This is a genomic window from Streptomyces sp. NRRL S-920 (assembly GCF_000717945.1).
In the GTDB taxonomy this organism is placed as follows: domain Bacteria; phylum Actinomycetota; class Actinomycetes; order Streptomycetales; family Streptomycetaceae; genus Streptomyces; species Streptomyces alboniger.
In genome coordinates this window covers 23,533-47,814 of the sequence record NZ_JODF01000051.1, presented here as the reverse complement: position 1 = coordinate 47,814, position 24,282 = coordinate 23,533, and the positions used below count along the sequence as shown (strand labels likewise).

General features: G+C 71.3%; 13 protein-coding genes and 2 pseudogenes. 10 read left to right on the top strand and 5 right to left on the bottom strand.

Annotated elements, in window-relative coordinates; translation table 11 throughout:
• Positions 1-382: 382 nt before the first annotated feature.
• Positions 383-736 (bottom strand): annotated as a pseudogene (locus IG54_RS0128640) (transposase); the annotation flags it as partial.
• Between the two features lie 144 nt (positions 737-880).
• Between IG54_RS0128640 and IG54_RS0128635 the strand changes: the two are divergent.
• Positions 881-1,627 (top strand): phosphotransferase family protein, encoded by a 747-nt coding sequence (locus IG54_RS0128635; protein WP_030790755.1) that lies wholly within the window; start codon positions 881-883, stop codon positions 1,625-1,627.
• A 112-nt stretch (positions 1,628-1,739) separates the two neighbouring features.
• Here the strand turns inward: IG54_RS0128635 and IG54_RS0128630 are convergent, their stop codons facing one another.
• Positions 1,740-2,528 carry a GlxA family transcriptional regulator gene (locus tag IG54_RS0128630; protein ID WP_234336378.1) on the bottom strand — a complete coding sequence of 263 codons (789 nt, stop codon included), beginning with the start codon at positions 2,526-2,528 and terminating at the stop codon, positions 1,740-1,742.
• Here IG54_RS0128630 and IG54_RS0128625 point away from each other — a divergent pair.
• From IG54_RS0128625 to IG54_RS0128605, 5 genes and pseudogenes are all read left to right on the top strand, one after another.
• Positions 2,457-3,173 (top strand): annotated as a pseudogene (locus tag IG54_RS0128625) (NADP-dependent oxidoreductase); the annotation flags it as partial. The gene IG54_RS0128630 and the pseudogene IG54_RS0128625 sit on opposite strands and share 72 nt — an antisense overlap.
• 204 nt (positions 3,174-3,377) lie before the next feature.
• Positions 3,378-4,328 carry a MerR family transcriptional regulator gene (locus IG54_RS0128620; RefSeq protein ID WP_030790746.1) on the top strand — a complete coding sequence of 317 codons (951 nt, stop codon included), beginning with the start codon at positions 3,378-3,380 and terminating at the stop codon, positions 4,326-4,328.
• Complete coding sequence (locus tag IG54_RS0128615) at positions 4,325-5,578, top strand: MFS transporter (RefSeq protein ID WP_234336377.1); 1,254 nt, start codon at positions 4,325-4,327, stop codon at positions 5,576-5,578. Before IG54_RS0128620 ends, IG54_RS0128615 begins: the two co-directional genes overlap by 4 nt.
• 288 nt (positions 5,579-5,866) lie before the next feature.
• A complete protein-coding gene (locus tag IG54_RS0128610) occupies positions 5,867-7,189 on the top strand; it encodes a S41 family peptidase (RefSeq protein WP_234336376.1) in 1,323 nt (440 codons plus the stop codon).
• Between the two features lie 457 nt (positions 7,190-7,646).
• On the top strand, positions 7,647-8,312 hold the full coding sequence (locus tag IG54_RS0128605) for an MSMEG_1061 family FMN-dependent PPOX-type flavoprotein (RefSeq protein ID WP_030790737.1): 666 nt from the start codon (positions 7,647-7,649) through the stop codon (positions 8,310-8,312).
• Between the two features lie 100 nt (positions 8,313-8,412).
• On the opposite strand, the gene IG54_RS0128600 is transcribed toward IG54_RS0128605, so the two are convergent.
• Both IG54_RS0128600 and IG54_RS0128595 read right to left on the bottom strand, forming a co-directional pair.
• Positions 8,413-9,690 (bottom strand): MFS transporter, encoded by a 1,278-nt coding sequence (locus IG54_RS0128600; RefSeq protein ID WP_078594609.1) that lies wholly within the window; start codon positions 9,688-9,690, stop codon positions 8,413-8,415.
• A gap of 46 nt (positions 9,691-9,736) precedes the next feature.
• A complete protein-coding gene (locus IG54_RS0128595) occupies positions 9,737-11,587 on the bottom strand; it encodes a RiPP maturation radical SAM C-methyltransferase (RefSeq protein ID WP_051820094.1) in 1,851 nt (616 codons plus the stop codon).
• 302 nt (positions 11,588-11,889) lie between these two features.
• Between IG54_RS0128595 and IG54_RS0128590 the strand changes: the two genes are divergently transcribed.
• From IG54_RS0128590 to IG54_RS0128575, 4 genes are all read left to right on the top strand, one after another.
• A complete protein-coding gene (locus IG54_RS0128590) occupies positions 11,890-12,171 on the top strand; it encodes a phosphopantetheine-binding protein (protein WP_158708938.1) in 282 nt (93 codons plus the stop codon).
• A gap of 76 nt (positions 12,172-12,247) precedes the next feature.
• On the top strand, positions 12,248-19,411 hold the full coding sequence (locus IG54_RS0128585) for an amino acid adenylation domain-containing protein (RefSeq protein WP_051820092.1): 7,164 nt from the start codon (positions 12,248-12,250) through the stop codon (positions 19,409-19,411).
• 56 nt (positions 19,412-19,467) lie between these two features.
• Positions 19,468-20,280 carry a thioesterase II family protein gene (locus IG54_RS0128580; RefSeq protein WP_051820090.1) on the top strand — a complete coding sequence of 271 codons (813 nt, stop codon included), beginning with the start codon at positions 19,468-19,470 and terminating at the stop codon, positions 20,278-20,280.
• The gene (locus IG54_RS0128575) at positions 20,277-21,032 is read left to right on the top strand and encodes an SDR family NAD(P)-dependent oxidoreductase (protein WP_030790717.1); all 756 of its coding nucleotides are present in this window, start codon (positions 20,277-20,279) and stop codon (positions 21,030-21,032) included. Before IG54_RS0128580 ends, IG54_RS0128575 begins: the two co-directional genes overlap by 4 nt.
• On the opposite strand, the gene IG54_RS0128570 is transcribed toward IG54_RS0128575, so the two are convergent.
• On the bottom strand, positions 21,010-24,234 hold the full coding sequence (locus IG54_RS0128570) for a non-ribosomal peptide synthetase (RefSeq protein ID WP_078594605.1): 3,225 nt from the start codon (positions 24,232-24,234) through the stop codon (positions 21,010-21,012). The two genes, IG54_RS0128575 and IG54_RS0128570, sit on opposite strands and share 23 nt — an antisense overlap.
• Between the last annotated feature and the right edge of the window lie 48 nt (positions 24,235-24,282).

The following is a 24,282-nucleotide window of genomic DNA, read 5'->3' as shown; positions in this document are numbered from 1 at the left end:
GGTCCTTGACGACTACCACTCACCGCGCGCGCGGCAGCACCACCGCACACCAGCTACGCGGCACACACCCGCCCCCCGACACGCGGGACCACACACACCGAAACGGGGACATAGAAAACCCAACCACCGGGGGCCGCTCACAACACTCCAGCCCTCCCGAGCGGCGGATCACAACTACGGGCAGGCTGTCAGATCGTCAAGTCGGCCGTACATAGGACTTAAGACCCATCGACGGCGGTCGCCATGCCTCCACGGCTGCCGACAACCCATAAGACGTCATTTCATTTGGCGAGCGTGCGGTGGCATATGTGGGTGGTGGCGAAAGGAGAGCCAGCGCCGCAGGTGGGAGCGGTCGTAGCCCAGTCGGTCCCCGTCAACCGTCCCCCTTGAGGGCGCGGATACAGACCGACTCGATCGCGCACCGCGACCACTCGTCCAGTTCGCCGCGCCGGCCGGGCTCGTCGAGCACCAGGCGGTGGAGCTCGGCCCACACCCTGGCCTCGGTCCACTCGGTGAACCGGCGGAAGGCGGTCACCCCCGAGAGGCCGAAGCCCGGCGGCAGTTGATTCCACGTGCACCCCGAGGTGGCGACGAAGATGATGGCGGCCAGCACCTGCCGGTCCCCGTGCCGTCGCCGACCGCCGCCTTGCGGGCGCCCCGGTGCCGGCGGGACCACCCGCTCGAACACCCCCCACAGGTCATCCGGCGCCATCCGCTTCACAAGCGAAGAAGTCACCGGTCCAGACTGCCGCAAGATCACACCAAACGAAATGGCGACGGGTTGCGAGCCACGGGCAGCCGACCGCTCGCAGGAAATATTCCCGGCGATGTCGACGATCGTCCGGGATGCTGGTCGCCATGGATGAGGATGCCGGTCGTCATGGATGAGGTCGAGGTGGTCGTCGCCCATCGCGAGCGCGTGACCCTGCGCGTAGGCGACGTGTTCCTGAAGGTGGACGCCGACCAGGCGCGCATCGACGTCGAGGTCGAGGCGATGGCCCTGGCGCCGGTCCCGACCCCGGAGATCCTGTGGCGCAAGCCGCCCGTGCTCGCGATCGCCGCTGTGCCGGGGACGGCGCTCGGCCGCCTCGGCGAGTCGTCGACCGCCTCGCCTGCGGCGTGGGCCGCGGCGGGCGCCGCCATCCGACAGTTGCATGACGCCCCGTCGCCGCCCCGCCCCGGCAGGGCCGGCCGGAGCGTCGACGCGTTGACGGCGGAACTCGACGGTGAGTGCGAGTGGCTCGTGACGCACGGCGTCCTGCCGGCCGACCTGGTCACCCGCAACCGCCAGGTCGCCGAGGCCGCGCTCCGGCCGTTCCCTTCGGTGTTCACGCACGGCGACCTACAGATCGCTCACGTATTCGCGGTCGGCGACGAGATCACGGGCATCATCGACTGGTCCGAGGCGGGCCGGGGCGATGCCCTGTACGACCTCGCCACCTTGACGCTCGGACACCCAGAGCACCTCGGAGACGTCGTCGTCGGCTATGGCACCGACGTCGACCTAGACGTGATGCGCGCGTGGTGGTCGTTGCGCAGCCTCCTGGGGGTCCGCTGGCTGATCGAGCACGGCTTCGACCCGTCCGCACCGGGCTGCGAGGTCGACGTACTGAAATCACAGATGTAAGGCCAGACCAGTGCGGCAGCGCGCTCGCTTCTTCTCCCCGCCCGGCGGGCGGCGCTGCGGCCGCCCGGGATCTTGAGCGCATGGGCTCAGCGGGCCGTCAGCCCGGGGGAGTTCAGCGGTCGCCCGCGCTCTGGAAGGTGCGGCGGTAGGCCTGGGGGGAGACGCCGATCGCGGTGCGCAGGTGCTGGCGCAGGGACGCGGACGTGGCGAATCCGACCCGGGCGGCGATCTGCTCGACGGACAGATCGCTGGTCTCCAGCAACTCCCGCGCCCGGGCGACCCGCTGCTGGGTCAGCCACCGTCCCGGGCTCGTCCCCACCTCGTCCCCGAACCGTCGGATGAACGTCCGCAGACTCATCCGGGCCTGGTCGGCGAGGTCGGCCAGCGTCAGCGGCTCCTCCAGCCGCCTCAGGGCCCACTCCCGCGTCGCCGCCGTGCCGGCCACGGACGGCTCGGGCACCGGCTGTTCGATGTACTGGGCCTGACCGCCCTCCCGCCACGGCGGCACCACGCACCGGCGCGCGACGCGGTTCGCCACCTCGCTGCCGTGGTCCTTGCGGACGAGGTGCAGGCACATGTCCACGCCGGAGGCGGCACCGGCCGAGGTGAGGATGTTGCCGTCGTCGACGAACAGTACGTCCGCGTCCAGGGCCACCGTGGGGAACAACTCCCGGAACCGGTCCGCCAGTTTCCAATGCGTCGTGGCCACACGCCCCTCCAGCAGTCCGGCCGCGGCGAGCGTGAAGGCGCCGGTGCAGATGGACACGATGCGCGCATCGGCGGGGATCAGGGCGAGCGCGTCCGCTACCGCAGCCGGGAGCCGCGCCGAGGCCTCGCCCTCTTCGCTCCGGGCGACGAGGTCTTCGGCATGCTGCCGTACCCGTACGGGGCGGGCACGCACGCCGAATACGTCACCGGTCCCGCCCGCGCCTTCGCCCCGAAACCGGCCGCCATCGACCACGTGCAGGCCGGCGCCCTGCCGCTCGCCGCCCTCACCGCCTGGCAGGCCCTGGTCGACACCGCCCGCCTCGAAGCCGGCCAGCGGGTACTGATCCACGCGGCGGCGGGCGGCGTCGGTCACCTCGCCGTACAGATCGCCAAGGCCCGACAAGCACACGTGATCGGAACCGCGAGCGCCCCGAAGCACGACTTCGTACGCGCCTTGGGGGCCGACGAGGTCCTCGACTACCGCACCACGGACATCACCGAGGCCGTCCGTGACGCCGACGTCGTCCTGGACTCCCAAGGCAGCGACCACGCCATCCGCTCCCTGCGCAGCCTGCGTCCCGGCGGCATCCTGGTCTCCCTCCGACTCGACGACGGCAACCCCGCGCTCATCCAGCAGGCGGCCCGGCTCGGTGTCCGGGCGCAGGTCATGCTGGTGGAGGACGACCACGCCGGGATGCAGGCGATCGCCCACCTCGCGGCCGACGGCAGACTGCGCGCCGAGATCGCCGGTACGTTCGAACTGGCGGACGCGGCGAAGGCGCACGAACGTGGCGGCACGGGCCGCACCGCGGGAAAGCTGGTGCTGACCGTGCGGTGAAGGGCAGCCGGTCAGAGGGGCGTCGCGCCCGCGGTGCCCCCTGTCACACTGCGGGCAGAACCTTCTTCGAGCCCCCTCATGAGATTGCCGTACCAGGCGGCTCGCTCTTATCGCCTCTGAGCCCGTTCACGGCTTTGCTGGGTAGGGCACCGTGGTGGTCGTGAGGCTTGAGTCTCCCGTAGGGGGAGACCTGAGGGTGGGGGCATGAACGGTGAGACGCTCTACTCGATCGGTGATCTGGCTCGGCGGACGGGTTTGACGGTGAAGGCCATCCGGTTCTACGCAGACACCGGGATCGTGCCGCCGACCGACCGCACCCCTGCCGGGTACCGCCGGTACGGTGCCGATGCCATCGCGCGCATCGAACTCGTACGCACCCGGCGCGAGTTGGGACTCGATCTGGCCACGATCCGCAAGGTCATGGACCGGGAGGCCTCGCTGACAGACGTCGCGGCGACGCATGCCGAGGCCCTGGATGTGCAGATCCGCGTCCTGCGGCAGCGCCGCGCCGTGCTGACGGCGGTGGCCCGGCGCGGCTCGACTCCCCAGGAACTGGGCCTCATGCACAAGCTGGCGTGTCTCTCGGAAGCCGAACGGCAGTGTCTGGTCGACGACTTCCTCGGCGCCGTGTTCGACGGCCTGCATGATCACCCCGCGTTCGCGGCGGTCACCCGCTCGCTGACACCCGAACTGCCCGACGACCCCCAACCCGAGCAGATCGAGGCGTGGGTGGAGCTGGCCGAGCTGTCCCAGAACGAAGAATTCCGCTCCACGTTGCACGGCATGGCCCAGGATCTGGCGGCCGACCGGGCCACGGACGACGTCACGGGCCTGCCCCGGATCCTCGCCGAAGCTGTCCGGGCTCAGGTGACACCGGCCCTGGAGGCCGGTGTCGAACCGCACTCGGCCGAGGCGGAGCCGATCGTGACCGCACTCGTGGCCCACTACGCACGCATCCTTGGCAGCCCGGCCTCGCACGACCCCCACGCGATCTACCGGCGCCTTGCCGCCCGGCTGGAGCAGATGAACGACCCGCGCCGGGACCGGTACCTGTGCTTGCTCGCCGTCATCAACAACTGGCCCGCCCCCGGGAGTCTGGAGCCCGCGCTCACCTGGACCGCCCAGGCACTCCGTACCCGGATACCGCAGCGGTGAGCCGACGACACACCACGCCCACCGCCACAAGACCGGGCCACCCGGCTCCGCATCGGTTCTTCGCCGAATACCGGACCTTGATGCGCGTGCCCGGCTTCTGGCGGCTGGCCACCATCGGCACGACATCGAAGCTGGCCGCGAGCATGACCAGCCTGAGCCTGCTGCTCCTGGCCAGCAGCGCCTATTCATACGGGGTCGCCGGACTGGCGGTGAGCTGCTCCACCCTCGGCCAGGGTCTGACCGCGCCGTTACGCGGACGGCTCATCGACCGCTGTCCGGTCCGCCCGGTCCTGCGCGGCTGCCTTGCCGCCCATCTCACCGCCACCGTCGCCGTGATCCTGACGGTGCGCAGCGGCGGTAACGCCACGTTGATGTGCCTACTGGCCGCAGCCGTCGGCGCGACTGCTCCACCCGTCGCCGTCATGATGCGTTCCGCCTGGCGCAGCGTCACCACCAGCACAACCCTGAACACGGCCATGGCGCTCGACGCTTCCATGATGGGGGCCGCGCTGATCATCGGTCCGGTGTTCGCCGCCTGGCTCAGCTTGTCGCTCTCGCCGCTCCTGCCGTATGCGGTCATCACGGCGATGACGGTCACCACCGTCGCACTGGTGGTGATCAAGTCCCCTGCGGCTCTCGCGCCTTCGACCACGGCCGGCCATTGGCTGGGCCCTTTGACGTCGTCGCCGTTACGGCGATTGCTGGCTGCCGATGCGCTCTTCGTCATGGCGGTGACGGCCGTGGACGTGGTGCTTGCGGTCTACGCGCGCCAGGAGCACGCGGCCGAACTGACTGGCTGGTATCTGGGCAGTCTTGCGGTCGGCAGCGTTGTGGGGAGCTTTGCTCTGGGCACGGCCACGAAGTGGCTTCCGCGCAGGCTCCTACTTCCGGCCCTGCTTGGCCTGTTCGCCCTCGGATGTGCCGCTCTGGCTGTGGCCGCACGGCTCTCGCCGATGGCGGTCCTCATGGTGTGCCCGGTCGCCGGCCTCGTCATCGGGTCTCTCTTTGCCGTCCTGCGCACCACGGGAGGCGATCTGGCCCCGGCTGGACAGGTCACCGAGACCATGTCCTGGCTCAGTACCCTCGACATGGTGGGCGGTGCGGCAGGGGCAGCCTTGTTCGCCTACCTCGCCGATACGCAAGGAAGCCCGACGGCGCTTGTGCTCGTCCCCGTGCTGATCGTGACGGCTGCTGCGGCCAGCTGGCGGATTCAGGCCCGTGTTCCGGCGGGTTGCGCCAAGCCCACCTGATCGCATGCTTGTCAGGAAACCTCGCCGCCGTAGTGGCGCCGCTCCTGCTGGTGGCCGTCACAGCCCGGGCGTTCCAGCAGAGAGGCAGGTGGGATGGACATGCCGTCCTACCGTTCGCCGCAGTGCCGGCCCCTTGCCGACATGGGGATATCCCCCCTCTTGATCAACCAGCCCGCCGGATGGTTCGAGGGCGGTCGGTCCGGGATCGTCGGTCCTCTGACGCAAGTCGCGTACAGAGAGAGGAAGACGGTGCGACACAGGAGCTCGAAGGCCGCGACGGTAGCCGTGGTGTTGGCCCTTTCGGGAGGCGCGATCGCGCCCGCCGCAGCGACTCAAGGGACTCGCGGGGCCGAGCAGCCGACGTCCGTCGACGGCGTATGGCGTGTGGAGGGCTACGGCACCGTCCTTTCCATCGCGGACGGCCGCTTGCAGGAGTACCAGACGACCGATATCAGCTGTCTGAAGGGCGACTCCGCGCAGCAGACGGCACCGGGCGAGTACCGCGCTGCGGATGGGACTGTCCTGACCGTCCTGCCAACGGGTTCCCTGCATGTGGCCGGTTCGGCGGGTGACCGGGAGCTGCGGCGCGTCGCGGAACTTCCCGAAACCTGCCGCCGCGACCGCCCGATGCCCAAGGATCCGGTGACGGCATTCGATGTCTTCTGGCAGTCCTTCGAGGAGAACTACCCCTTCTTCGCCGCCAAGGGAATCGACTGGCACGCCGTACGGGACACGTACCGGCCCAAGGTGCACGCCGACACGTCGAGGGACGAACTCTTCGCCCTCTTCAGCAAGATGGTGAAGCCGCTGTACGACGCGCATGTCGCCGTCATTGACGGCGAGCGCAGGTTCTACCAGATCCGCCCTGGGACGACCGTGCCCAGTAAGGAGCTGGACACCAAAGTCAAGAACCACATCGTCCGGCGCGACCTCAAGGGCAAGAAGCCGCAGGAATTCGCCAACGATCGCATCAGTTATGCGGATCTGCCGGGCAGGCAGGGCTATCTGCGCATCTCCGGGTTCGCCGCCTACAACACGAAGGACCGTTCGTACGCCGCTCAGCTCGCCGAACTCGACAACGCCCTGGACACCGTCCTCACCCCTGAGCGCACGGCCTCCCTCAAGGGGCTGATCATCGACCTGCGGATCAACGGCGGCGGTTCCGACGCCCTCGGCCTGCACATCGCCGAGCGCCTGACCGGCTCTCCGTACCTCGCCTACCGCAAGCGCACCCAGTACACCCGCCCGCAGCCCATCACCGTACGGCCCGCCAAGGGCACCCCCCGCTACACCGGCCCGGTCGCCGTGCTGACGGGCGGCACGACGGTGAGCGCGGGCGAGACGTTCACCCAGGCCCTGATGGACCGGCCGGGCAGGACGATCCGCATAGGGGAGCCCACTCAGGGCGTCTTCTCGGACGTACTCGACCGCAAACTCCCCAACGGTATGGCGTTCCGGCTCCCGAACGAGGAATTCCTGACCCGCTCGGGCCGGACCTTTGACGGCGCCGGGATACCGCCGCACCTGCGTACGCCGGTCTTCACCAAGGAGGAGTTCGCGAAGAACCGCGACTCGGCCTTCGACAAGGCGGTGGCGGTGCTCCGGGACTAGGCGGGTTCGAGCACAGCTGGGGGCGCCACCCTGCCTGCCCAGGCCGACGCGGACCGGCATGGCCTAGGGCATCTCGGGGGGACTCCACACTTGTGCGCGCTCACCAGCACGCGGCCGGGGCCCACACCAAAGGCCCCGGTCTGCGAGCCGGCTGACTATGCCATCGGGCGCAGCCGCGGCGGACTGACGACGGTACGCAGACTCATCTCGCGGCCGAAGGCCAGTGCCGGCCGGTCACTGGCGTTCCCCCAGGGCTCCCGCTCACGGCGACCGCTGACAGTTCCCCACGCTCGGCGTAGTAGCCGACGGGCCATGCCAGGAAGGAACGGGAATGACCTTCTCCGCGCCGCCTGTCGAATCGCCCGGAAGGGCCAGCGCGTGAGGCTCGTCCCGGTTCACGCGGGCGGGATCACCCATTGACCCCCGCACTGCTCGGCAAGCTTCTAGGGTCATCCACATGATGATCGACACTGGGGTATCCGGCTCGCTCTTCGAATCCCTCCAGGCGGACGCCCTCACCAGACCCGACCAGCTGCGCGAGTTCTACCCGCAGCCGAACCCGCACGCGCTCCGCAAGGAGATCGACCACCTGACCGAGGAGGCCCGGGCTCTGATCGGCTGTTCCTCGCTGATGTTCATCGGTAGTGCGGACGCCGAGGGGCGGGCGGACGTGACGCCGCGTGGCGGCCCGGCCGGGTTCGTCTCGGTGCTCGACGAGCGGACCTTGGCCATACCCGACGCGACCGGGAACAAGCGGCTCGACACCCTGCACAACGTGTTGCAGACCGGACGCGTCGGACTGCTCTTCCTCATTCCCGGCCGCCCGACCACGTTGCGTGTCAATGGCCGCGCCTGCGTCTCGGCGCGCCCGGAGCTGCTCGACCAACTCACGGCCGTCGGAAAGCCGCCGGTCACGGCGATTGTGGTGCATGTCGAGGAGGTCTACCCCCACTGCCCCAAGTCGCTGATGCGCGGCAACGCCTGGCAACCGGAGCGGTGGGTGCCTGCTGAGGCCCAGCCGTCCAGCGCCGAGGTGACGCTGGCCCAACTAAACCTGCCCGGCCTCACCGTCGACCAGATCGAGGAAGCCGAACGGGAGTCACTTCGCCTGCGTTACGAGTGAAGTCGGCAGACCCGTCGGATTGAGCCCTCTCAAGGCCCTCAAGTCCCTCGAGACCCTCAAGGCCAGGGCCCCTGGGTGGCCGCACACCGCCGGTCCCGGCTCACCGGACGGCTTGCGCGGCGCCCAGCCGCAGTAGGGGCCTCGCGCTGATCGCGGTCAGCGCGAGGATTCCGACGCCGGAGACCAGCATCGGAACGTTGATCTCCGTGAACTGGGCGACGACACCCGCGGTGATCGCGCCGAACGGCGACACGCACACCGACAGGAGGCGGAACACGCCGTTCACGCGCCCCAGAATGTCCTGCGGAATGGTCGCCTGGCGGAACGCCGTGATCAGCGTCTGCCAGGTCGCGATGCCGAAGCCGACCGCCCCGAAGGAGATCGCGGCGACCGCCGGTGTTCGGGTTCCGCCGAGCAGCAGACAGGCGACGCCCATGACGGCGAGTGCCGTCAGGGCCCCGGGCAGTACGCCGATCCTGCGCCGCACCCAGTCGCTGCTGAGCCCGCCGACCACACCGCCGAGCGCGTTCGCGGCGAGGAAGAAGCCGTACGCGCTCTCCGGGAGGTCCAGCCACTGGACGACGTAGAGGACCATCAGCACACCGAGGCTCATGGTGAAGAAGTTCAGCGTGCCGAGGATCACCGCCAGCCGGATCAGCAGCCTGTCCTCCCGCAGGTAGCGCATGCCCTCGCGGATCATCTGCCACCAGCTGGTCCGCGGCCCGGCCGGATCGGTCCGCGCCGTGCGCAGCACCGGGAACAGCAGCAGCAGGACGCCGAGCAGGAACGAGACGCCGTCGAGGATGAAGGGCGCCGCCGCGGCGAACGCGAACAGCACACCGCCCAGCGGCTGGCCGACGCTGTCCCGGAGCACCACCTGCACCGCGTGCAGTCGGCCGTTGGACGTGGTCAGCCGGTCAGGGGTGACGACCTTGGGCAGAAAGGCCTGGGCGGTGACGAGGAAGACGGACTCGCCCATGCCGAGCACCGCCGCGGCGATGTAGACGAAGAGCAGGTTGAGCGAGTCGGTCACCACACCGACGGCGATCAGCGCGACGACGACGAACCGCGCCAGGTCGATGGCGATCAGCAGGACCCGCCGGTCGAAGATGTCGGCCCACACCCCGCCGATCGGCGCCATCATCATCCCCAACGCGGTGACGATGGTGGTCAGGGACAGCAGCACCGGGTTGTCGGTGAAGGAGAGGGCGAGCAGGGGAAGCGCGGTGTTGCGTACGCCGTCGCCGAGAGCGGATACGGCGCTCGCCAGCCAGAGGCGGCCGAAGTGCGGCCAGGCCACGCCCGGTGCCGAGGCGGAGGGTGCCGGGGCCTCCTTCTGCGGGGTTCGTTCCGGCCCGCCCGTGCTGCTCGCTTCCATCACCCTCGCCTCGTCGCCGCGTCACGCCTGTGGTCCACCGGCTCCTCTAGTCGATGGCGTCGACGCCCGTGACCAGGCTGAGCAGGCGTCCCTCCTCCTCGAACAGGATGCGGTGGTCGTGGAACAGCTCCAGCGTCCGGGTGAGGTCGGCCTCACTCATGCCCTCCGGAGCGCTCAACTGGTCCCGGCGCCGGGGCGAGTTGAGCGTACGGAGCAGACGCGGCGTACGCGCGTCGACCGGGATCCTCCGCGGCTCGCCGAACCGGGTGTCCTCGATGTGGTACGCCTCGCCGTCCCGGATCAGCTCCAGGCGGGGTCGCTCGGCACCGTCCTTCCATTGGGTCTGCCATGCGGCCACCACCCTCTGAAGGGTGGGGTACCACTTCAGCGCGGGCAGGGCGTACGGCGCCGCCCCATGGTCGGTGAAGAAGTAGGCCAGCTGGTCAAGCTGCTGCGGTTCGAAGGGGAAGACCAGCGGATAGAAGTCCATCGGGCGCAGGTCGAGGCCGTACTTGACCCGTTCGTTGAAGTAGGGGCTGAACCGGTCGAAGCGGATGAAGAAGGCGCCGGTCGGAGGGGTGAGATGGGCCAGGAGCGGAAAGTCACGCTCGTACTTGGCGTACATCTCCTCGGGCTCGCGGGGGGCGCCGACCAGGAGGTTCCACTCCGGGTGGATGCCGTACTGGAGGCAGAGCTTCATGAACTGAAGGCTCTGGAAGGCCGTGGTGCCCTTGCCGAGCAGCTTGAGCATCTCGCTGTTGACGGCCTCGATCCCGGCCTGGACGCGGTTGACCCGGGCCTTGGCGAGCGCCTGCACGTGGGGCACGCTCAGCGGGAGTTTGATCTCGTAGAAGATGGACGCGTCGTCGGGGGCGTCCACCCTCGGGAACACCTCCGCCGGGTAGTTCCTCGGGAGGATGTAGTCGGTGCACATGTAGTTCTTGAACTGCGGGTGGAAGCCGAAGAGCCACTCGAACTGCCGGACCGCCAGGTCGGGGTCCATCTGCCGGAACCCGATGGTCTCGTCGTTGAGCCCGCAGAACGAGCAGTGGCTGCGCGCCCCCCACCAGCAACCGCGCGAGGTCTCGAAGAACAGGGTCGGTTCGAGCTTGCCCTCCGCGATGGTCTCCTCGGCGTCGCGCATGGCGGTGGCGAAGCCGTCGTAGTCGAGCGGCACGTAGTCGTTGATGTCCCGGTCCCGGCCCACGCTCAGCCGGACCTGCGGAGACATGCAGTTGTCGCGGCTGATGACGCCCCGGATACCGGAGATCTCGTCTCTCGTGCCGGCCAGCATGTGATCGAGGAAGGCCGCGAAGCTGACCAGGCTCGGCCCGGAGAACACGTAGTCCAGATAGGGCACTTCGGAGGCGAGGACGGCCCCCATCGAGGTCTCGCAGTTCGACCCGCCGAGGAGGATCACGGCTTCGGGGTTGCGGTCCTTGACCATCTTGGCGAGGGCGAGGGCCGGCACCGTCTGCGCGAACATCGAGGTGAGTCCGACGACGTCCGCGGACGCGAGGTCGTAGCGGTCGATGAGATCGGCCAGAAACTCCTCGACGCCGTCGCGGTAACGCAACAGGTCCTCTCTGAACGCCTCTTGCGCCGGCTCGCGGTAGTAGCGGCTGAAGTACGTGTCGGCGTTGTCCGGTTCATCGGGGAAGGCGATGTGCCGGAAGAGCCATTCCCCCACCCCGCTGTAGAGGTGGGTCATGTCGCCCGAGATCTCCTCGTACGTGGCGACACCGAAGTACTTCGTGAAGTCGACGTTGGGGTAGTGGACCTCGGCGGTGACCCGGTCCGCGTACTCCTGGCCGACCAGGCCCGCGAGTTGGCTGAGGGCGAACGACGGGCGATTCCAGTCGGCGAAAGGCATGTTGACCAGGGCAACGCGAAGCACAGGGAAACCTCTCGGAAGGGGGCGGCTCTCGAGGGACGCTCCACGTGAGGCGCCGAAGGGTGCGACGCCGGCCGGTGCCGACAGTTGACCCTGATATCCCCCCGTGCAGCCGAGTCGGCTGCTTGAGGCTATGCACGGCGCATCCAGCGGGTCAAGGTTCTTATGGACAGGGAAAGTTGAGCTGCCAAGGTTCTCTGAATGATCTCCACGTCGTACGGCTTCGTGACGTACGATGCCTCCGGTACCCGGATGGCGCCGCAGGGCCGCCGGGCCGGACTGGCCAACTCATGGGGGAGAGCTTCGTGTTGAACGCCGAGAGCGATGAGCCGACACCGACCGAAGCGCGTGTGACGGCCATCTGGGCCGAGGTGCTGCAACACGACGCGTTCGGCCCCGACGACAACTTCTTCGCCGTCGGCGGGCACTCCATGACCGCCACACTGGTGACGTATCAGCTGCGGGACGAATGGGGCGTCGAGTTCCCCCTCACGCTCATCTTCGAGCACTCCACGGTCCGGGAACTCGCGTCGATGATCGACCGCGCCAAGGCCGAGGCCGTCGACTCCGACGCCGTGACCGGCTGACCCCTGGAAGGCGCCTCGTCGGGTTCGTGCCGTCGGCGCGGACCCGCGCTGATCCCTGCGCGAAGGAAGTGGCCCGATGCACCCGGAGCTGACCCTCGAACACCGGCGCGCGCGATTCCTGGAACGGATCCGTCTCGCCGCCGCCGGGTCGGGCCGGCCCGCGGAGCCGCCCCGGCCGGCCCCCGCGCCGCAGGCTCTTCCCACGGCGTTGCCCCGGGCCGTAGCCACCGGACCGGCCGCCCCGCCCGACCGCCGCACCATCGTCCGCCCCCTCGGCGAGGCAGCCGTCAAAGCCCTGCACGACTGCGCCGCGCAGGGCCGCGTGGCCACCGAATCCGTCCTGTCGGCCGCGTTGCTCGCCTCCGTGGCGCTGTACTGCGCGGAGTCGGACCTGCTCGTCGCCGTCGACGACGGCGAGAGGGGCCCGCGACAACTTGCCCTGCCCGTCGACGCGGCCGGACCACTGTCCCGCCTCGCCCTCAGCACTGATCGCGCGCTCGGCGCGGCGCTGGCCACCGGCGCGCGGCCACCGGCCGGTACGGTGCCGCCTCTGATGCTGCGCATCCTGCGCGGCGGCCACCCCGGTAACGGCGACGGGCCGGGCGGCGGCACCGGCTCCAGGCCCGACTCCTCCAGCGCCGCGACCGGCACCGGCACCGGCTCCAGCGTGGGAGACGTCCACCTGACGCTCGCCACCACCGGTACCCTGACCGCCACATACGACCCCGACCGCCATGAGACGGAGCTGATCGAGGGGGTCCTGCGGAGTACGGAGATCATCCTCGAAGCCTCCCTCAGCGCCCCGGACGCCCCGCTGTCCGCGCTGCGCCCCCTGTCCGACGACGAACTGCGCAAGGTCACCGAGGAGCCCAACCGCACCGCGCGCCCACGCCGCCCCGGTACCCTCACCGACGCCTTCGACGACGCTCGGCGGCAGTTCGCCGACCGGACCGCGCTGGTGGACGCGGCGGGCACCCTCACCTACCGCAGGGCCGCCGAGGAGGCCGCGCGGATCGGACACCGGCTGCGCGCCGCCGGGGCAGGGCCCGAGGACCTCGTCGCCGTCCTGGTCTCCCGCGACGACAAGCGCTGGGTCCTGGCCTGCCTCGGCGCGCTGCACGCGGGCGCCGCCTGGCTGCCGATCGACCCGGCCGTGCCGCCCGCCCGGCTAAAGACGCTGCTGCGCGGCGCCGGCGTCACGGCGGTCGTCACCGACGCCACACTGCGCCGACGGGTGCCCTCCGGCGCGTGGGCCCTGATCGACCTGGACGACGAGGATCGTGACGGCGTCCCCGCCGACGAGGCGATGTGGGCCCCCGCACCCACGGACCCGCGCCGACTCGCGTACGCGATGTACACCTCGGGCAGTACCGGTACGCCCCGCGCGGTGCTCGTGGAGCACGACAGCACGCTCAACTTCGTCGCGTCCCTACAGCGGCTCTTCGAACTGACCCCGGACGACCGTATGTTGCAGTACGCCTCGCCCGGATTCGACGTATCGGTCTTCGAGATCTTCTGCGCGCTGCTCAGCGGCTCCTCGCTGCACATGATCGGCGACGACGACCGGCGTTCGGTCGAGGGGCTGACCCGCGCGCTCACCGAGGGCGGCATCACGGTGGCCGAACTACCTCCCGCGCTCCTGGAGTTGATGGATCCGGAACGCGTTCCGCGGCTGCGGCTCGTCTCGGTGGGCGGTGAACCCTTCTCCGGTGGACTCACCACCCGCTGGTCCAAGGGCCGCCGGTTCGTCAACGGCTACGGGACGACCGAGACCACCATCGGCGTCATCTACAAGGAATGCACCGGCCAGTGGCGGTCCGCGCCGCCCATCGGCGTCCCCGTCGACAACCACCAGGCCTACATCCTCGACGACGAGCTGCGGCCCGTACCCCCGTGCGCGGTGGGCGAGTTGTTCGTCGGCGGCGCCGGTGTGGCCCGCGGATACCTGGGCCAGGCCGCGCGTACCGCGGAACGTTTCCTGCCCGACCCGTTCCGGCCCGGCGGCCGCCTCTACCGCACCGGCGATCTCGCCCGCTGGTCGGCGGACGGCGACATCGTCTTCCTCGGCCGCCGGGACCGGCAGGTCAAGGTCCGCGGACAGCGCGTCGAACTGGGGGAGATCGAGGCCGCGCTCACCGGGCTGCCCGAAGTCTCCGCCGCCGTGGTCGCCGACCTCGACGCCACGCTCGTGGGCTTCGTCGTCCCCGCTCCCGGCCGGCGCCCCGACCTCGACGAGATCCGCCGACACCTCGCGGGCACGCTGCCCTCGTACATGGTTCCGGCGCTGCTGACCACCGTGGCGCAGATACCGATCACCGCTTCCGGCAAGGTCGACCTGGCCGCGCTGGCGGCACTGCGCCCCGCCTCCCCGGCCCGGGCCGACGACCCTGCGCCAGCAGGCGGACGCGACGGTTCCGGCGAGGGCGAGGGCGAGGGCGAGGACGGGGGCGCGGCGGAGTCACCGCGGGCCCGCCTCGTACGACGTATCGCCGAGGAGGGCTGCGCCACCCTGCTGCCCGGCGCGCGCGTCACCGCCGACACCAACTTCTTCGCCACCGGCGGCGACAGCATCCGCGCGATCCGGCTGCTGTCCTGGGTGCGCGAGGTCTTCGGGGCGGAGATACCGATGAGCCGGTTCTTCCGGAACCCCACCCCCGGCGCCCTCGCGGAGGCGATCGAGCGACACCGGGCCGACCCCGGCGGCACGGCCACGGGCTCCTCCCGGGCGCCTGCCCCCGTCGTGGCCGCTGGCGACGAGGGGGAGGCCCCGCTGTCCTCCTCGCAGCAACGGCTGTGGTTCCTCGACCAGTTGCGGCCCGGCGACCCCTCGTACAACGTCCTCGAAGTGTTCCTGCTGCGCGGGGAACTGGACGACGGCGCGCTGGACAGCGCCCTGCACGAACTGTCCGTCCGCCACGAGATGCTGCGCACCCGCTATGTGGCGACCGGCGGCGTGCCCCATCAGGTGGTCGACCCGGAGCCGACGGCGCGGCTCGCCCGCGTGGATCTGTGCGGGGCGCCCGCGGCGGACCTCGACGCGCTGCTCGCCGCGGAGGCCGCGCAGCCGTTCGACCTGGCCGCCGGTCCCCTCGTCCGGGTCACGCTCGTGCGCCGGGGCCCGCGCGAACACGTCCTCGCCTGGGTCATCCACCACATGGTCGCCGACGGGCGCTCGACCGAGGTGCTCTTCGGCGAACTCAGCTCGCTGTACGGCTCGTTCCGCCGCGGTCTGTCACCCGACCTGCCTCCGGTGACGCTGACCTTCCGGGACTACGCGCGGCGGCAGCGTGCCTCGCTGGGGGGCGACACCCATCGCGAGGGCCTCGCCTACTGGCGTCGGCAGCTCGCCGGAGCGCCCGCCCAGGTGGAGCTGCCCACCGACCGATCGCGCCCGGCTGAGCCCACCACCAAGGGAGGCACCCTCTACTTCGACATGCCGCCCGGGACGGGGGACCGGCTCGCCGCCTTCGCGGGCCGTGCGGGCGTCACACCGTTCATGACGCTCCTCACGGCCTTCTTCGCGCAGCTCTCCCGGTACGGGCGCGACAAGGACCTCGTCGTCGGCACGCCGTTCGCCAACCGCAACCGGCGCGATGTCGAGGACCTGGTCGGTTTCCTGGTCAACACCGTGCCGCTGCGCGCCGACTGCTCGGGCGACCCGTCCTTCACGGCCCTGCTCCAGCAGGTGACCGGGATGACGCTGGCCGCGGGCGACCACTCCGAGGTGCCGTTCGAGGATCTGGTGAGCGGCCTCGGCGTGCGGCGCGACCTCGGCGTCAATCCGCTGGTCCAGGTGATGTTCCAGGTGATCGACGCCCCGGAGGACCAGCTGTGCCTGGACGGCGTCGAGACCAGCAAGATCCCTGTCGAGGAGCGGGCCGCCGCCTTCGACCTCGTCCTGGAGCTGCGGACCGGGCGGGACGGACGCCTCACCGGACGCCTCAACTACAGCACCGACCTCTTCGACCGCGAGACGGCGGCCCGCATGGCCGGGCACTACCGGCAGATCCTTGGCTCGGCGCTCGCCGACCCGCGGCGGCGCCTGTCCCGGCTCGACCTCCTCGACCCCGAGGAGCGGCGCCGACTGCTCGGCACCTTCGAGGAGGCCGTCACAACGCCGGTGGACACCATCACCGCGCTCGTCGAACGGCAGGCCGCGCGGCGCGGGGACGCCGTGGCCGTGACGGAAGGCGATGGGCAGCTCAGTTACCGGGAGCTGAACACCGCCGCCAACCGGCTCGCCCACCATCTGAAGGGCCTCGGCGTCGGCCCCGACGTCCTCGTCGCGCTCTGTCTGCCGCCGAGCGCCGACCTGATCACCGCCATGCTCGGGGTGCTGAAAGCCGGCGGGGCATACCTCCCGATCGACCCCGGCCACCCCGCCGAACGCGTCCGTCTGCTGCTCGCCGACTGCGGCGTCGGCGTCGCGGTGAGCCGCGGGGACGTACGGGACAGACTGCCGGAGGGCCTGGCCCACCGCGTCGATCTGGACGACGACCGCGCCCGCCTCGACACCTGCCCGACCGAGAACCCGCCGGGACCCGATCCGCGCGACCTCGCGTACGTCATCCACACCTCGGGCTCGACCGGCCGGCCCAAGGGCGTCGCCGTCCCTCATCAGGCGCTCGCCCGGCTCGTGCTGGGCTGCGACCAGTCCCCGGTCGGTCCGGACGACACCTTCCTCATGGTGCATCCGCCGAGCTTCGACGCGTCGAACCTGGAGATCTGGCTGCCCCTGGCGCACGGCGCGTCCACCGTCGTTCCGCCCGAGCGGCTGGTCGACCCGGTGGAGCTGGGGGACGTCATCCGCCGCCACGGTGTGACCGTGCTGTGGCTGTCCGCCCCGCTGGCGCAGATGACCGTCGACACGGACGCCCGACTCCTCGGGGGCGTACGGCAGTTGGGCATCGGTGGGCAGGCGCCGTCCGTACCGCATGTGCGCCGGCTCATGCGCGAGCTGCCCGGGCTGCGGGTCCTGAACTGCTACGGCCCCACCGAGTCCGCGACCAACACCACCCTGCACCACCTCGCCCACGAACCGGCCGAGGACGTCACCTCCATACCGATGGGCCGCCCGATCGGCGACACCCGGGTGTACGTGGTGGGCGTGCACGGGGAGCCGGTGCCCGTCGGCGTGCCGGGCGAACTGTGGATCGGCGGGCGCGGTCTGGCCCGCGGCTACCTCGGCGCGCCCGCCCTGACCGCCGAGCGTTTCGTCCCGGACCCCTTCGGGCCCGTCGGTCAGCGCGTCTACCGCACGGGCGACATCGTCCGGCGGCTGCCGGACGGCACCCTGGACTTCCTCGGCCGCGACGACGACCAGGTGAAGATCCGCGGGCACCGCATCGAGCTGGGCGAGGTCGCCACGGTCGTCCGCGGGCACGCCGGCGTACGGGACGCGCATGTGCGGCGCCACGGTACGGCCGGAGCGGCGGAACTGGCCGCGTACGTCGTCCCCGACACGCCCGGCCTCGACACCGAGGACCTCTTCCGCCATCTGCGGCAGCGCCTGCCCGACTACATGGTCCCCGCGACCGTCACCGAGCTGGCCGAGCTTCCGGTGTCGTCCAACGGCAAGGTGGATCCGGCACGGCTGCCCGAGCCACGGCGTCCACGGCAGGGAGCCGACGGCGGCCGGGCGCCGCGCGGCGGCGTCGAGAAGGCCGTCCACGCGGTGTGGGCGGACGTTCTCGGCCGCGACTCCTTCGGCGTCGACGACGACTTCTTCGTGATCGGCGGCAATTCCTACCAGGCGGCTCAGGTCGTCGCACGGCTGCGCGCGGAGCTGGGCGCCCACCTCTCGCTCCGTACGCTCTTCGAGCACCGGCGCGTCGCGGAGCTGGCGGCCGCCGTGGCAGCGGCGGCTCCCGGCCCGGCCGACACCGGCACCCCGGTGCGCCGGGGGCCGGACGATGCCCCCGCTCCGCTCTCCGTCGAGCAGCAGCGCCTGTGGTTCCTCGACCAGCTGCACCCGGGCGGCGCCGACTACAACGTGCCCGTGAACCTGTGGCTGCGGGGCGAACTCGACACCGCCGCCCTGCGCGCGGCACTGCGCGAGGTGGTGGCGCGGCACGAGGTGCTGCGCTCCCGGTTCACGCTGGGCACGGACCGCCTGCCCGTGCAGACGGTGCGGCCCGCCGACGTCTTCGACCTGACCGTGACCGATCTGTCGCGGCAGCCCGTCCCGCAGGCGCGGTCCGCGGCCGAGAGGGCGGCGGCCGAGGCGGCACGGCTGCCGTTCCGGCTCGACCAGGGGCCGCTGATCCGCGCCCAGGTGCTGCGCGTCACGGCCGACGAGCACCTGCTGTCGCTCGTGGCACACCACGCGGCCGTCGACGCCGAGTCGTTCCGGCTGCTGCTCGCCGAGACGGGGCGCCTGTACGGGGCGTACGTGGACGGCCGGGCGGAGCGTCTGGACGCGCTGCCCGTTCAGTACGCCGACTACGCGCGCCGACAGCGGCAGCGGATGCCCGAGGTCGAGGACGCCGACCTCGGATACTGGCGGGACCAGCTGCGGGACCTGCCCGCCCTGGAACTGCCCACCGACAGGCCCCGGCCGCGGATACGCGGCACGGCGGGCGGCAGGCACCGGGCCGGTCTCCTCGGCCCCGCGGACACGGCGCGCCTCGGCGAGGTGGCACGGGCGCACGGCGCCACCGACTTCATGGTGCTCCTCGCCGCGGCGCAAACCACGCTCGGCCGGCTCAGCGGGCAGCGGGACTTCGGCATCGGCACGCCGGTGTCGCAGCGCTCGCGGCCCGAACTGGCCCCGCTGGTCGGATTCTTCGTCAATACGCTGGTCCTGCGGGCCGATCTGTCGGGTGACCCCTCCTTCACCGAGCTGCTCGCCCGGACGCGCGAGACCGCCCTGGCCGGATACATCCACCAGGAGCTGCCGTTCGACCGGATCGTGGAGGAACTCCTGCCGTCCCGCACGCTCGGCCGCACCCCGCTCTTCGACGTGGTCTTCCATGTGGACGACACGACGAGCGCGCTGCCGGACATCCCGGGGCTCGTGACAGAAGTGATTGACGTCGACACCGGAACGGCCAAGTTCGACCTGGACATCGCGGTCACCCGGCAGGGCGACGCGCTGGCCTGCACGGTCGAGTTCAACACGGACCTCTTCACCGCTTCGTCCGCGGGACGCCTGGTGGACGCCTTCCGGCAGACACTGCGGGCGACCCTGGCCGACCCACGGCGCCGCCTGTCGGAACTGGGCGACGGCGGCCCGCCCTGACGCGGCGGACTCGTACCGAACACGGAAGTGCAGGGATGGATCACGGAGGTAGTGGAATGAGAGCCGACGTCGAACCGGACGTCTCCTTCGGCGACGTGGAACGCTGGTTCCTGGGCGGCCTCGAACGGCCCTGGCGCGACACGCAGTTGCTGTGCCTGCCGCACAGCGGCGGCAACGCGTCGAGCTACCGGGCGTGGCTCGCGGCGCTCGACGCGGCCGGTGTCGATGTGGTCCCCGTGCAGCTGCCGGGCCGGGAGACCCGTTTGACGGAGCCGCCGTACACCGACCACGCGATGCTGGTCGGCGATCTCGCCCGGGTGGTCGAGAGGGCGGGTCTCCCGCGCGTCGCCCTCTTCGGGCACAGCATGGGCGCGGTGCTCTCGGTCAACCTCTGCCGCGCGCTGGAGGAGATCGGCGTACCGGTGGCCCATGTGTTCGTCTCCGGGCACGGCGGGCCTTCCCAGCGGCCGACGTCCACGTTCCCCACGGACGCGTCCGACGAGACCATCCTGGACGCGCTCGGCGCGACCGGCGCGCCCAACTACGAGGGGCTGTTGCGCTACCCGGAGCTGCGGGACATGGTGCTGCGGGTGATCAGGGCGGACCTCGGGGTGGTCCTGACCGGCATGGTCGCCGGGCCGCCGGTCCAGGCACCGATCACCGTGCTGAACGGCGAGGACGACCCCACGCCCGCGGGTTCGGAGGATCTCGCCGAATGGGCCGAGGTCACCAAGGGCGCCTGGTCCTCCCACCGGCTGCCCGGGGGCCACTTCTACCTGGTCGAGCAGGGCGAGGCGGTGGCCGGCATCATCCGCGCGGCCCTGGCCGCCGAGCCCGCGCACCGCCGGACGGAGTCGAGGAACGCATGACGACACCCCACACAGCGGTGGTCACCGGCGCCGGTCGTGGCATCGGCGCCGCCACCGCGCTGCGCCTGGCCGCCGACGGAGCGGCGGTCGGCGTCCTCGACATCGACGGCGAGGCCGCCGCTCGGACCGTGGAGCGGATCCGCGCGGCCGGGGGCACCGCGCACGCCGTCGTCGCCGATGTCGGCGACCCGGACCAGGCCAAGGGGTCGCTGGCGGCCGTCGCGGCCGAGCTGGGGCCGCCCGACATCCTGGTCAACAACGCGGGCGTCATCAGGGACCGGCCGATGCAGGACCTGTCGCTCGACGACTGGGACAGCGTCGTGGACGTGAACCTGCGCGGCCCGTTCCTGATGTGCCAGGCCGTCCGCCCCTACCTGCTGGAGCACGGCTGGGGGCGCATCGTCAACTTCTCCAGCTCCTCGGCGCTCGGCAACCGCGACCAGGCCAACTACGCGGCGGCCAAGGCCGGGATCGACGGCCTCACGCGCACCCTCGCGATCGAGCTGGGCCCGTACGGGGTGACCGTGAACGCGGTGGCCCCGGGCTACATCGCCACCGACATGACGGCAGGGACCGCCAAGCGGATGGGCATGGACTTCGGCAAGCTCCAGCAGATGGTGGCGGCACAGACGCCGGTGCGGCGGGTGGGGCAGCCCGAGGACGTGGCGCACGCCGTGGCGTTCCTCGTCGGCGAGGGCGCCGGTTTCGTCTCGGGACACCTGCTGTACGTCACCGGCGGTCCGATGCGCTGACGTCGGCCGAGGCCAGCGCGTCGGCCAGTTCGGCCACGGTCCGCAGCCGCAGCAGTGTCGGCAGTGGCACGGTGGTGCCGTGGCGCTCCGCGAACTCGGCGGCCACCCGCAGCAGATCGAGGGATGTGCCGCCGAGTGCGAAGAAGTCCTCGCCGACGTGGGCGGGCGCCCGGCCGAGGACGGTGGTCCAGATGCCGCCGATGGTCTTCTCCCACGGCGATTCCAGGGCTCGGCCGCCCGGGGCGCGCCGCGGGGGCAGTGGGTCGGGCAGCGCGCGGCGGTCCACCTTGCCGTTGGCGGTCAGCGGCAGTTCGCCGAGCGGTACGAACCGCGCGGGGATCAGTGGTTCGGGCAGCCGCAGGCGCAGATACGCCCGCAGCGCGGCGGGGTCCGCGTCTCCCATGCCCTCGCCGCACTCGGCCACCACGTACGCGACCAACTGGGCCGCGAGGCCGCTGCCGCTCACGGTGACGAAGGCATCGCGCACGGCCGGGTGGGCCGCCAGCGCCGCCCGGACCTCGCCCGGTTCGATGCGGAAGCCGCGCAGCTTGACCTGGTCGTCGATGCGGCCCGCGAACTCTATGACGCCGTCGCCGCGCCGGCGGGCCAGGTCTCCGGTGCGGTACAGCCTGCCTCCGGGCGGTCCGAACGGGTCGGGCACGAACCGTTCGGCGGTCAGGGCGGGGCGCCCCAGATAGCCCCTGGCGACGCCGTCACCCCCGACCAGCAGTTCCCCGTGGACGCCCACCGGCACGGGCTGGCCGGTGTCGTCGACGATGTAGCAGCGGGTGCCGCCGAGGGGGCGGCCGATCGGTACGCCGGTGGCCTCGTCGAGCCGGTCGGCGGCCACCGGGTGGGTCGTGGCGAACGTGGTGGTCTCGGTCGGGCCGTAGCCGTTGACGATGCGCAGGCCGGGGGCGGCGCGCAGCAAGGTGCGCAGGTGCGGCACCGACAGCGCCTCACCACCGACGACGAGGGTGCGCAGGGAGACCAGCGCCGTAGGGGACGCGTCCGCCACCAGGTTCGCGAGCTGCGCGGTGAGCCACAGCACCGTCACCTTCAACCGGCGGAGTTCCGCGCCCAGTTCGCGCGGTCCGACGGGCCCGGGGGGATGGATGGCGAGGCGCGCTCCCTTGCACAGCGCTCCCCACACCTCGAATGTCGACGCGTCGAAGGCGGTGGGCGCGAGCATCAGCAGCGTGTCTGAAGGGCGTACGTCGACGGTGTCGAGGCCGCACACCAGGCGTACGACGCAGCGATGTGTGACCGCCACTCCCTTCGGTACTCCGGTGGAACCGGACGTGTAGATGATGTAGGCGAGGTTGTCCGGGGACACCGCGACGCCGGGCCGGGGAAGGTGGCCAGCCGGCCCGGGTGGCGGCTCGGACAGCGGCTCGGGCGGCGGTTCGTCGACGTAGAGCCGCTCGATGCCCTCGGGGGCGGTTGTGGAGAGCCCGCGGGTGGTCAGCAGCAGCCGTGCCCCGCTGTCGCGCAGGACGAACTCGATCCGCTCCCGAGGGTGAGCGGAGTCCAGCGGGACGTACGCGCCGCCCGCCTTGAGGACGGCGAGCATCGCGATCACCTGCTCCGGGCCGCGCGGCAGCAGGAGCGCGACCCGGTCGTCCAGCCGGATGCCGAACTCGACTAGGCGGTCGGCCAACACCTGGGCCACCGTGTCGAGTTCGGCGTAGGTGTGCTGCCGGGGCGGGCTCCACAGCGCGGTGTGCGCGCCGACGGTCGCGACTTGGCGGTCGAACAGGTCGAGCACCGTCGCCACAGGGGTGGGGGCGGTTCGGTTGGGCGTGACGACGGTGGCGTCGTACTCCTCCCGGCCGAGCAGATCGAGGCGGGACAGCGGCCGGTCGGGGTGTGCGAGCCCGTCGGTGAGGAGGCGCCGGAAGTGCCCGGCCATGCGGTCCGCCGCGTCGGCGCCGAACAGGCCCGCATTGCAGCTGAATGCGATGGTGTACGTGTACGGGTACGCGTCCCCGGACCCGGATCTGGACCCGGACCCGGTGACGGCCACGGTGACGGCCACGTCGAACGGGGACCGTGACGGTGCGACGAGCCGGGGCCTCAGGTCCCCCGCCGGACGGGCTCCGCCGTCCGACCGGGAGTGTGCCAGGGTTTCCCCCTCGGGTAGCACCGGCCGTGCCTCCAGGGCCACTTGGGCCAGCGGGTGGCGGCTCGCCCCACGTTCCGGGGCCAGCTCCGCGACCAGCGCCTGGAAGGGGACGTGCGCCTGCTCGCTCGCGCTCCTCGCGGCCTCGCCCACCCGGCCGATGAGGTCACGCAGCGACGGGTCGTCGGAGGCGTCGACGCGCAGGGGCAGCAGCGGCGACAGGCAGCCCACGACGCCACGGTCCTCCGGCGCTCTCGCGGCGGGTGTCTCCGTGGCGAACACGATGTCGCGCGAACGGGAGTACCGGGCGAGCAGGGCGGTAAGGGCGGCGCCGAACACGGCGAACACCGCCTCCTGCACGCCCCCTTGGCCGACCAGCCGACGCACGGCGTCACCGGGTACGTCCACGAAGACGGTCCGGCATCGCTGGGTATGGACGGGCGGCCGCGGCAGATCGACCGGCAGCTCGGCGCCCGACGGCAAGTCGGCCAACCTGGCACGCCAGTAGGCGAGTCCGGCATCCGCACGCCCGCGTCGTGGCGCCGCTCCAGTCGTGGAACGGGGCGGGGCCTGCGGGCTCGGCAGCGGCTCATCGGCGAGCACCGCCCGGTACAGGGCGGGGAGTTCGGCCGACAGGAGTCCGGCGGAGTGGTGGTCGCAGACGATGCGAGGCACAGCCACCGACAACTCCGTGTCGTCGCCCTGCCCGCAGACGACGACCCGCACGAGCGGACCACGCACCAGGTCGAAGGGCCGCGCCGTCGCCGCTGCGACGGCTTCCTCCGGTTCCGTGCACGGCAGTTGAGGGAGGACCGTCAGCTCGAAGTCCGTGGCGTCGGACACGGACTGCGTGGGTATGGCCTCGTGCGCGCTCATGCGAGTGCGCAGGGCCGGATACCGTGCGACAAGTGCGGCCACCGCCGCGCGCAGTGCCGTCAGGTCCAGGGGGCCGTCCACATGCCAGCCGAGCACCACGTGGTCCGGAGGGTCGAGGAGAGTCCGGTCGGCCACCAACTGCCGCTGCTGGGCGCTCGAAAGAGGCATCGCGCCGCCGTGGACCGTGCTGTCAGGTCTCGACATCGGGTCACCGTACCACCGTGATCGAACCGAGCGACGGGAGCCGATCAC

Bases quoted from the DNA above. Each gene is read 5' to 3' on its own strand.
- IG54_RS0128635 (WP_030790755.1), top strand. From the start codon at position 881: ATGGATGAGGTCGAGGTGGTCGTCGCCCATCGCGAGCGCGTGACCCTG.
- IG54_RS0128585 (WP_051820092.1), top strand. From the start codon at position 12,248: ATGCACCCGGAGCTGACCCTCGAACACCGGCGCGCGCGATTCCTGGAA.
- IG54_RS0128605 (WP_030790737.1), top strand. From the start codon at position 7,647: ATGATGATCGACACTGGGGTATCCGGCTCGCTCTTCGAATCCCTCCAG.
- IG54_RS0128575 (WP_030790717.1), top strand. From the start codon at position 20,277: ATGACGACACCCCACACAGCGGTGGTCACCGGCGCCGGTCGTGGCATC.
- IG54_RS0128580 (WP_051820090.1), top strand. From the start codon at position 19,468: ATGAGAGCCGACGTCGAACCGGACGTCTCCTTCGGCGACGTGGAACGC.
- IG54_RS0128620 (WP_030790746.1), top strand. From the start codon at position 3,378: ATGAACGGTGAGACGCTCTACTCGATCGGTGATCTGGCTCGGCGGACG.
- IG54_RS0128570 (WP_078594605.1), bottom strand. From the start codon at position 24,234: ATGTCGAGACCTGACAGCACGGTCCACGGCGGCGCGATGCCTCTTTCG.
- IG54_RS0128600 (WP_078594609.1), bottom strand. From the start codon at position 9,690: ATGGAAGCGAGCAGCACGGGCGGGCCGGAACGAACCCCGCAGAAGGAG.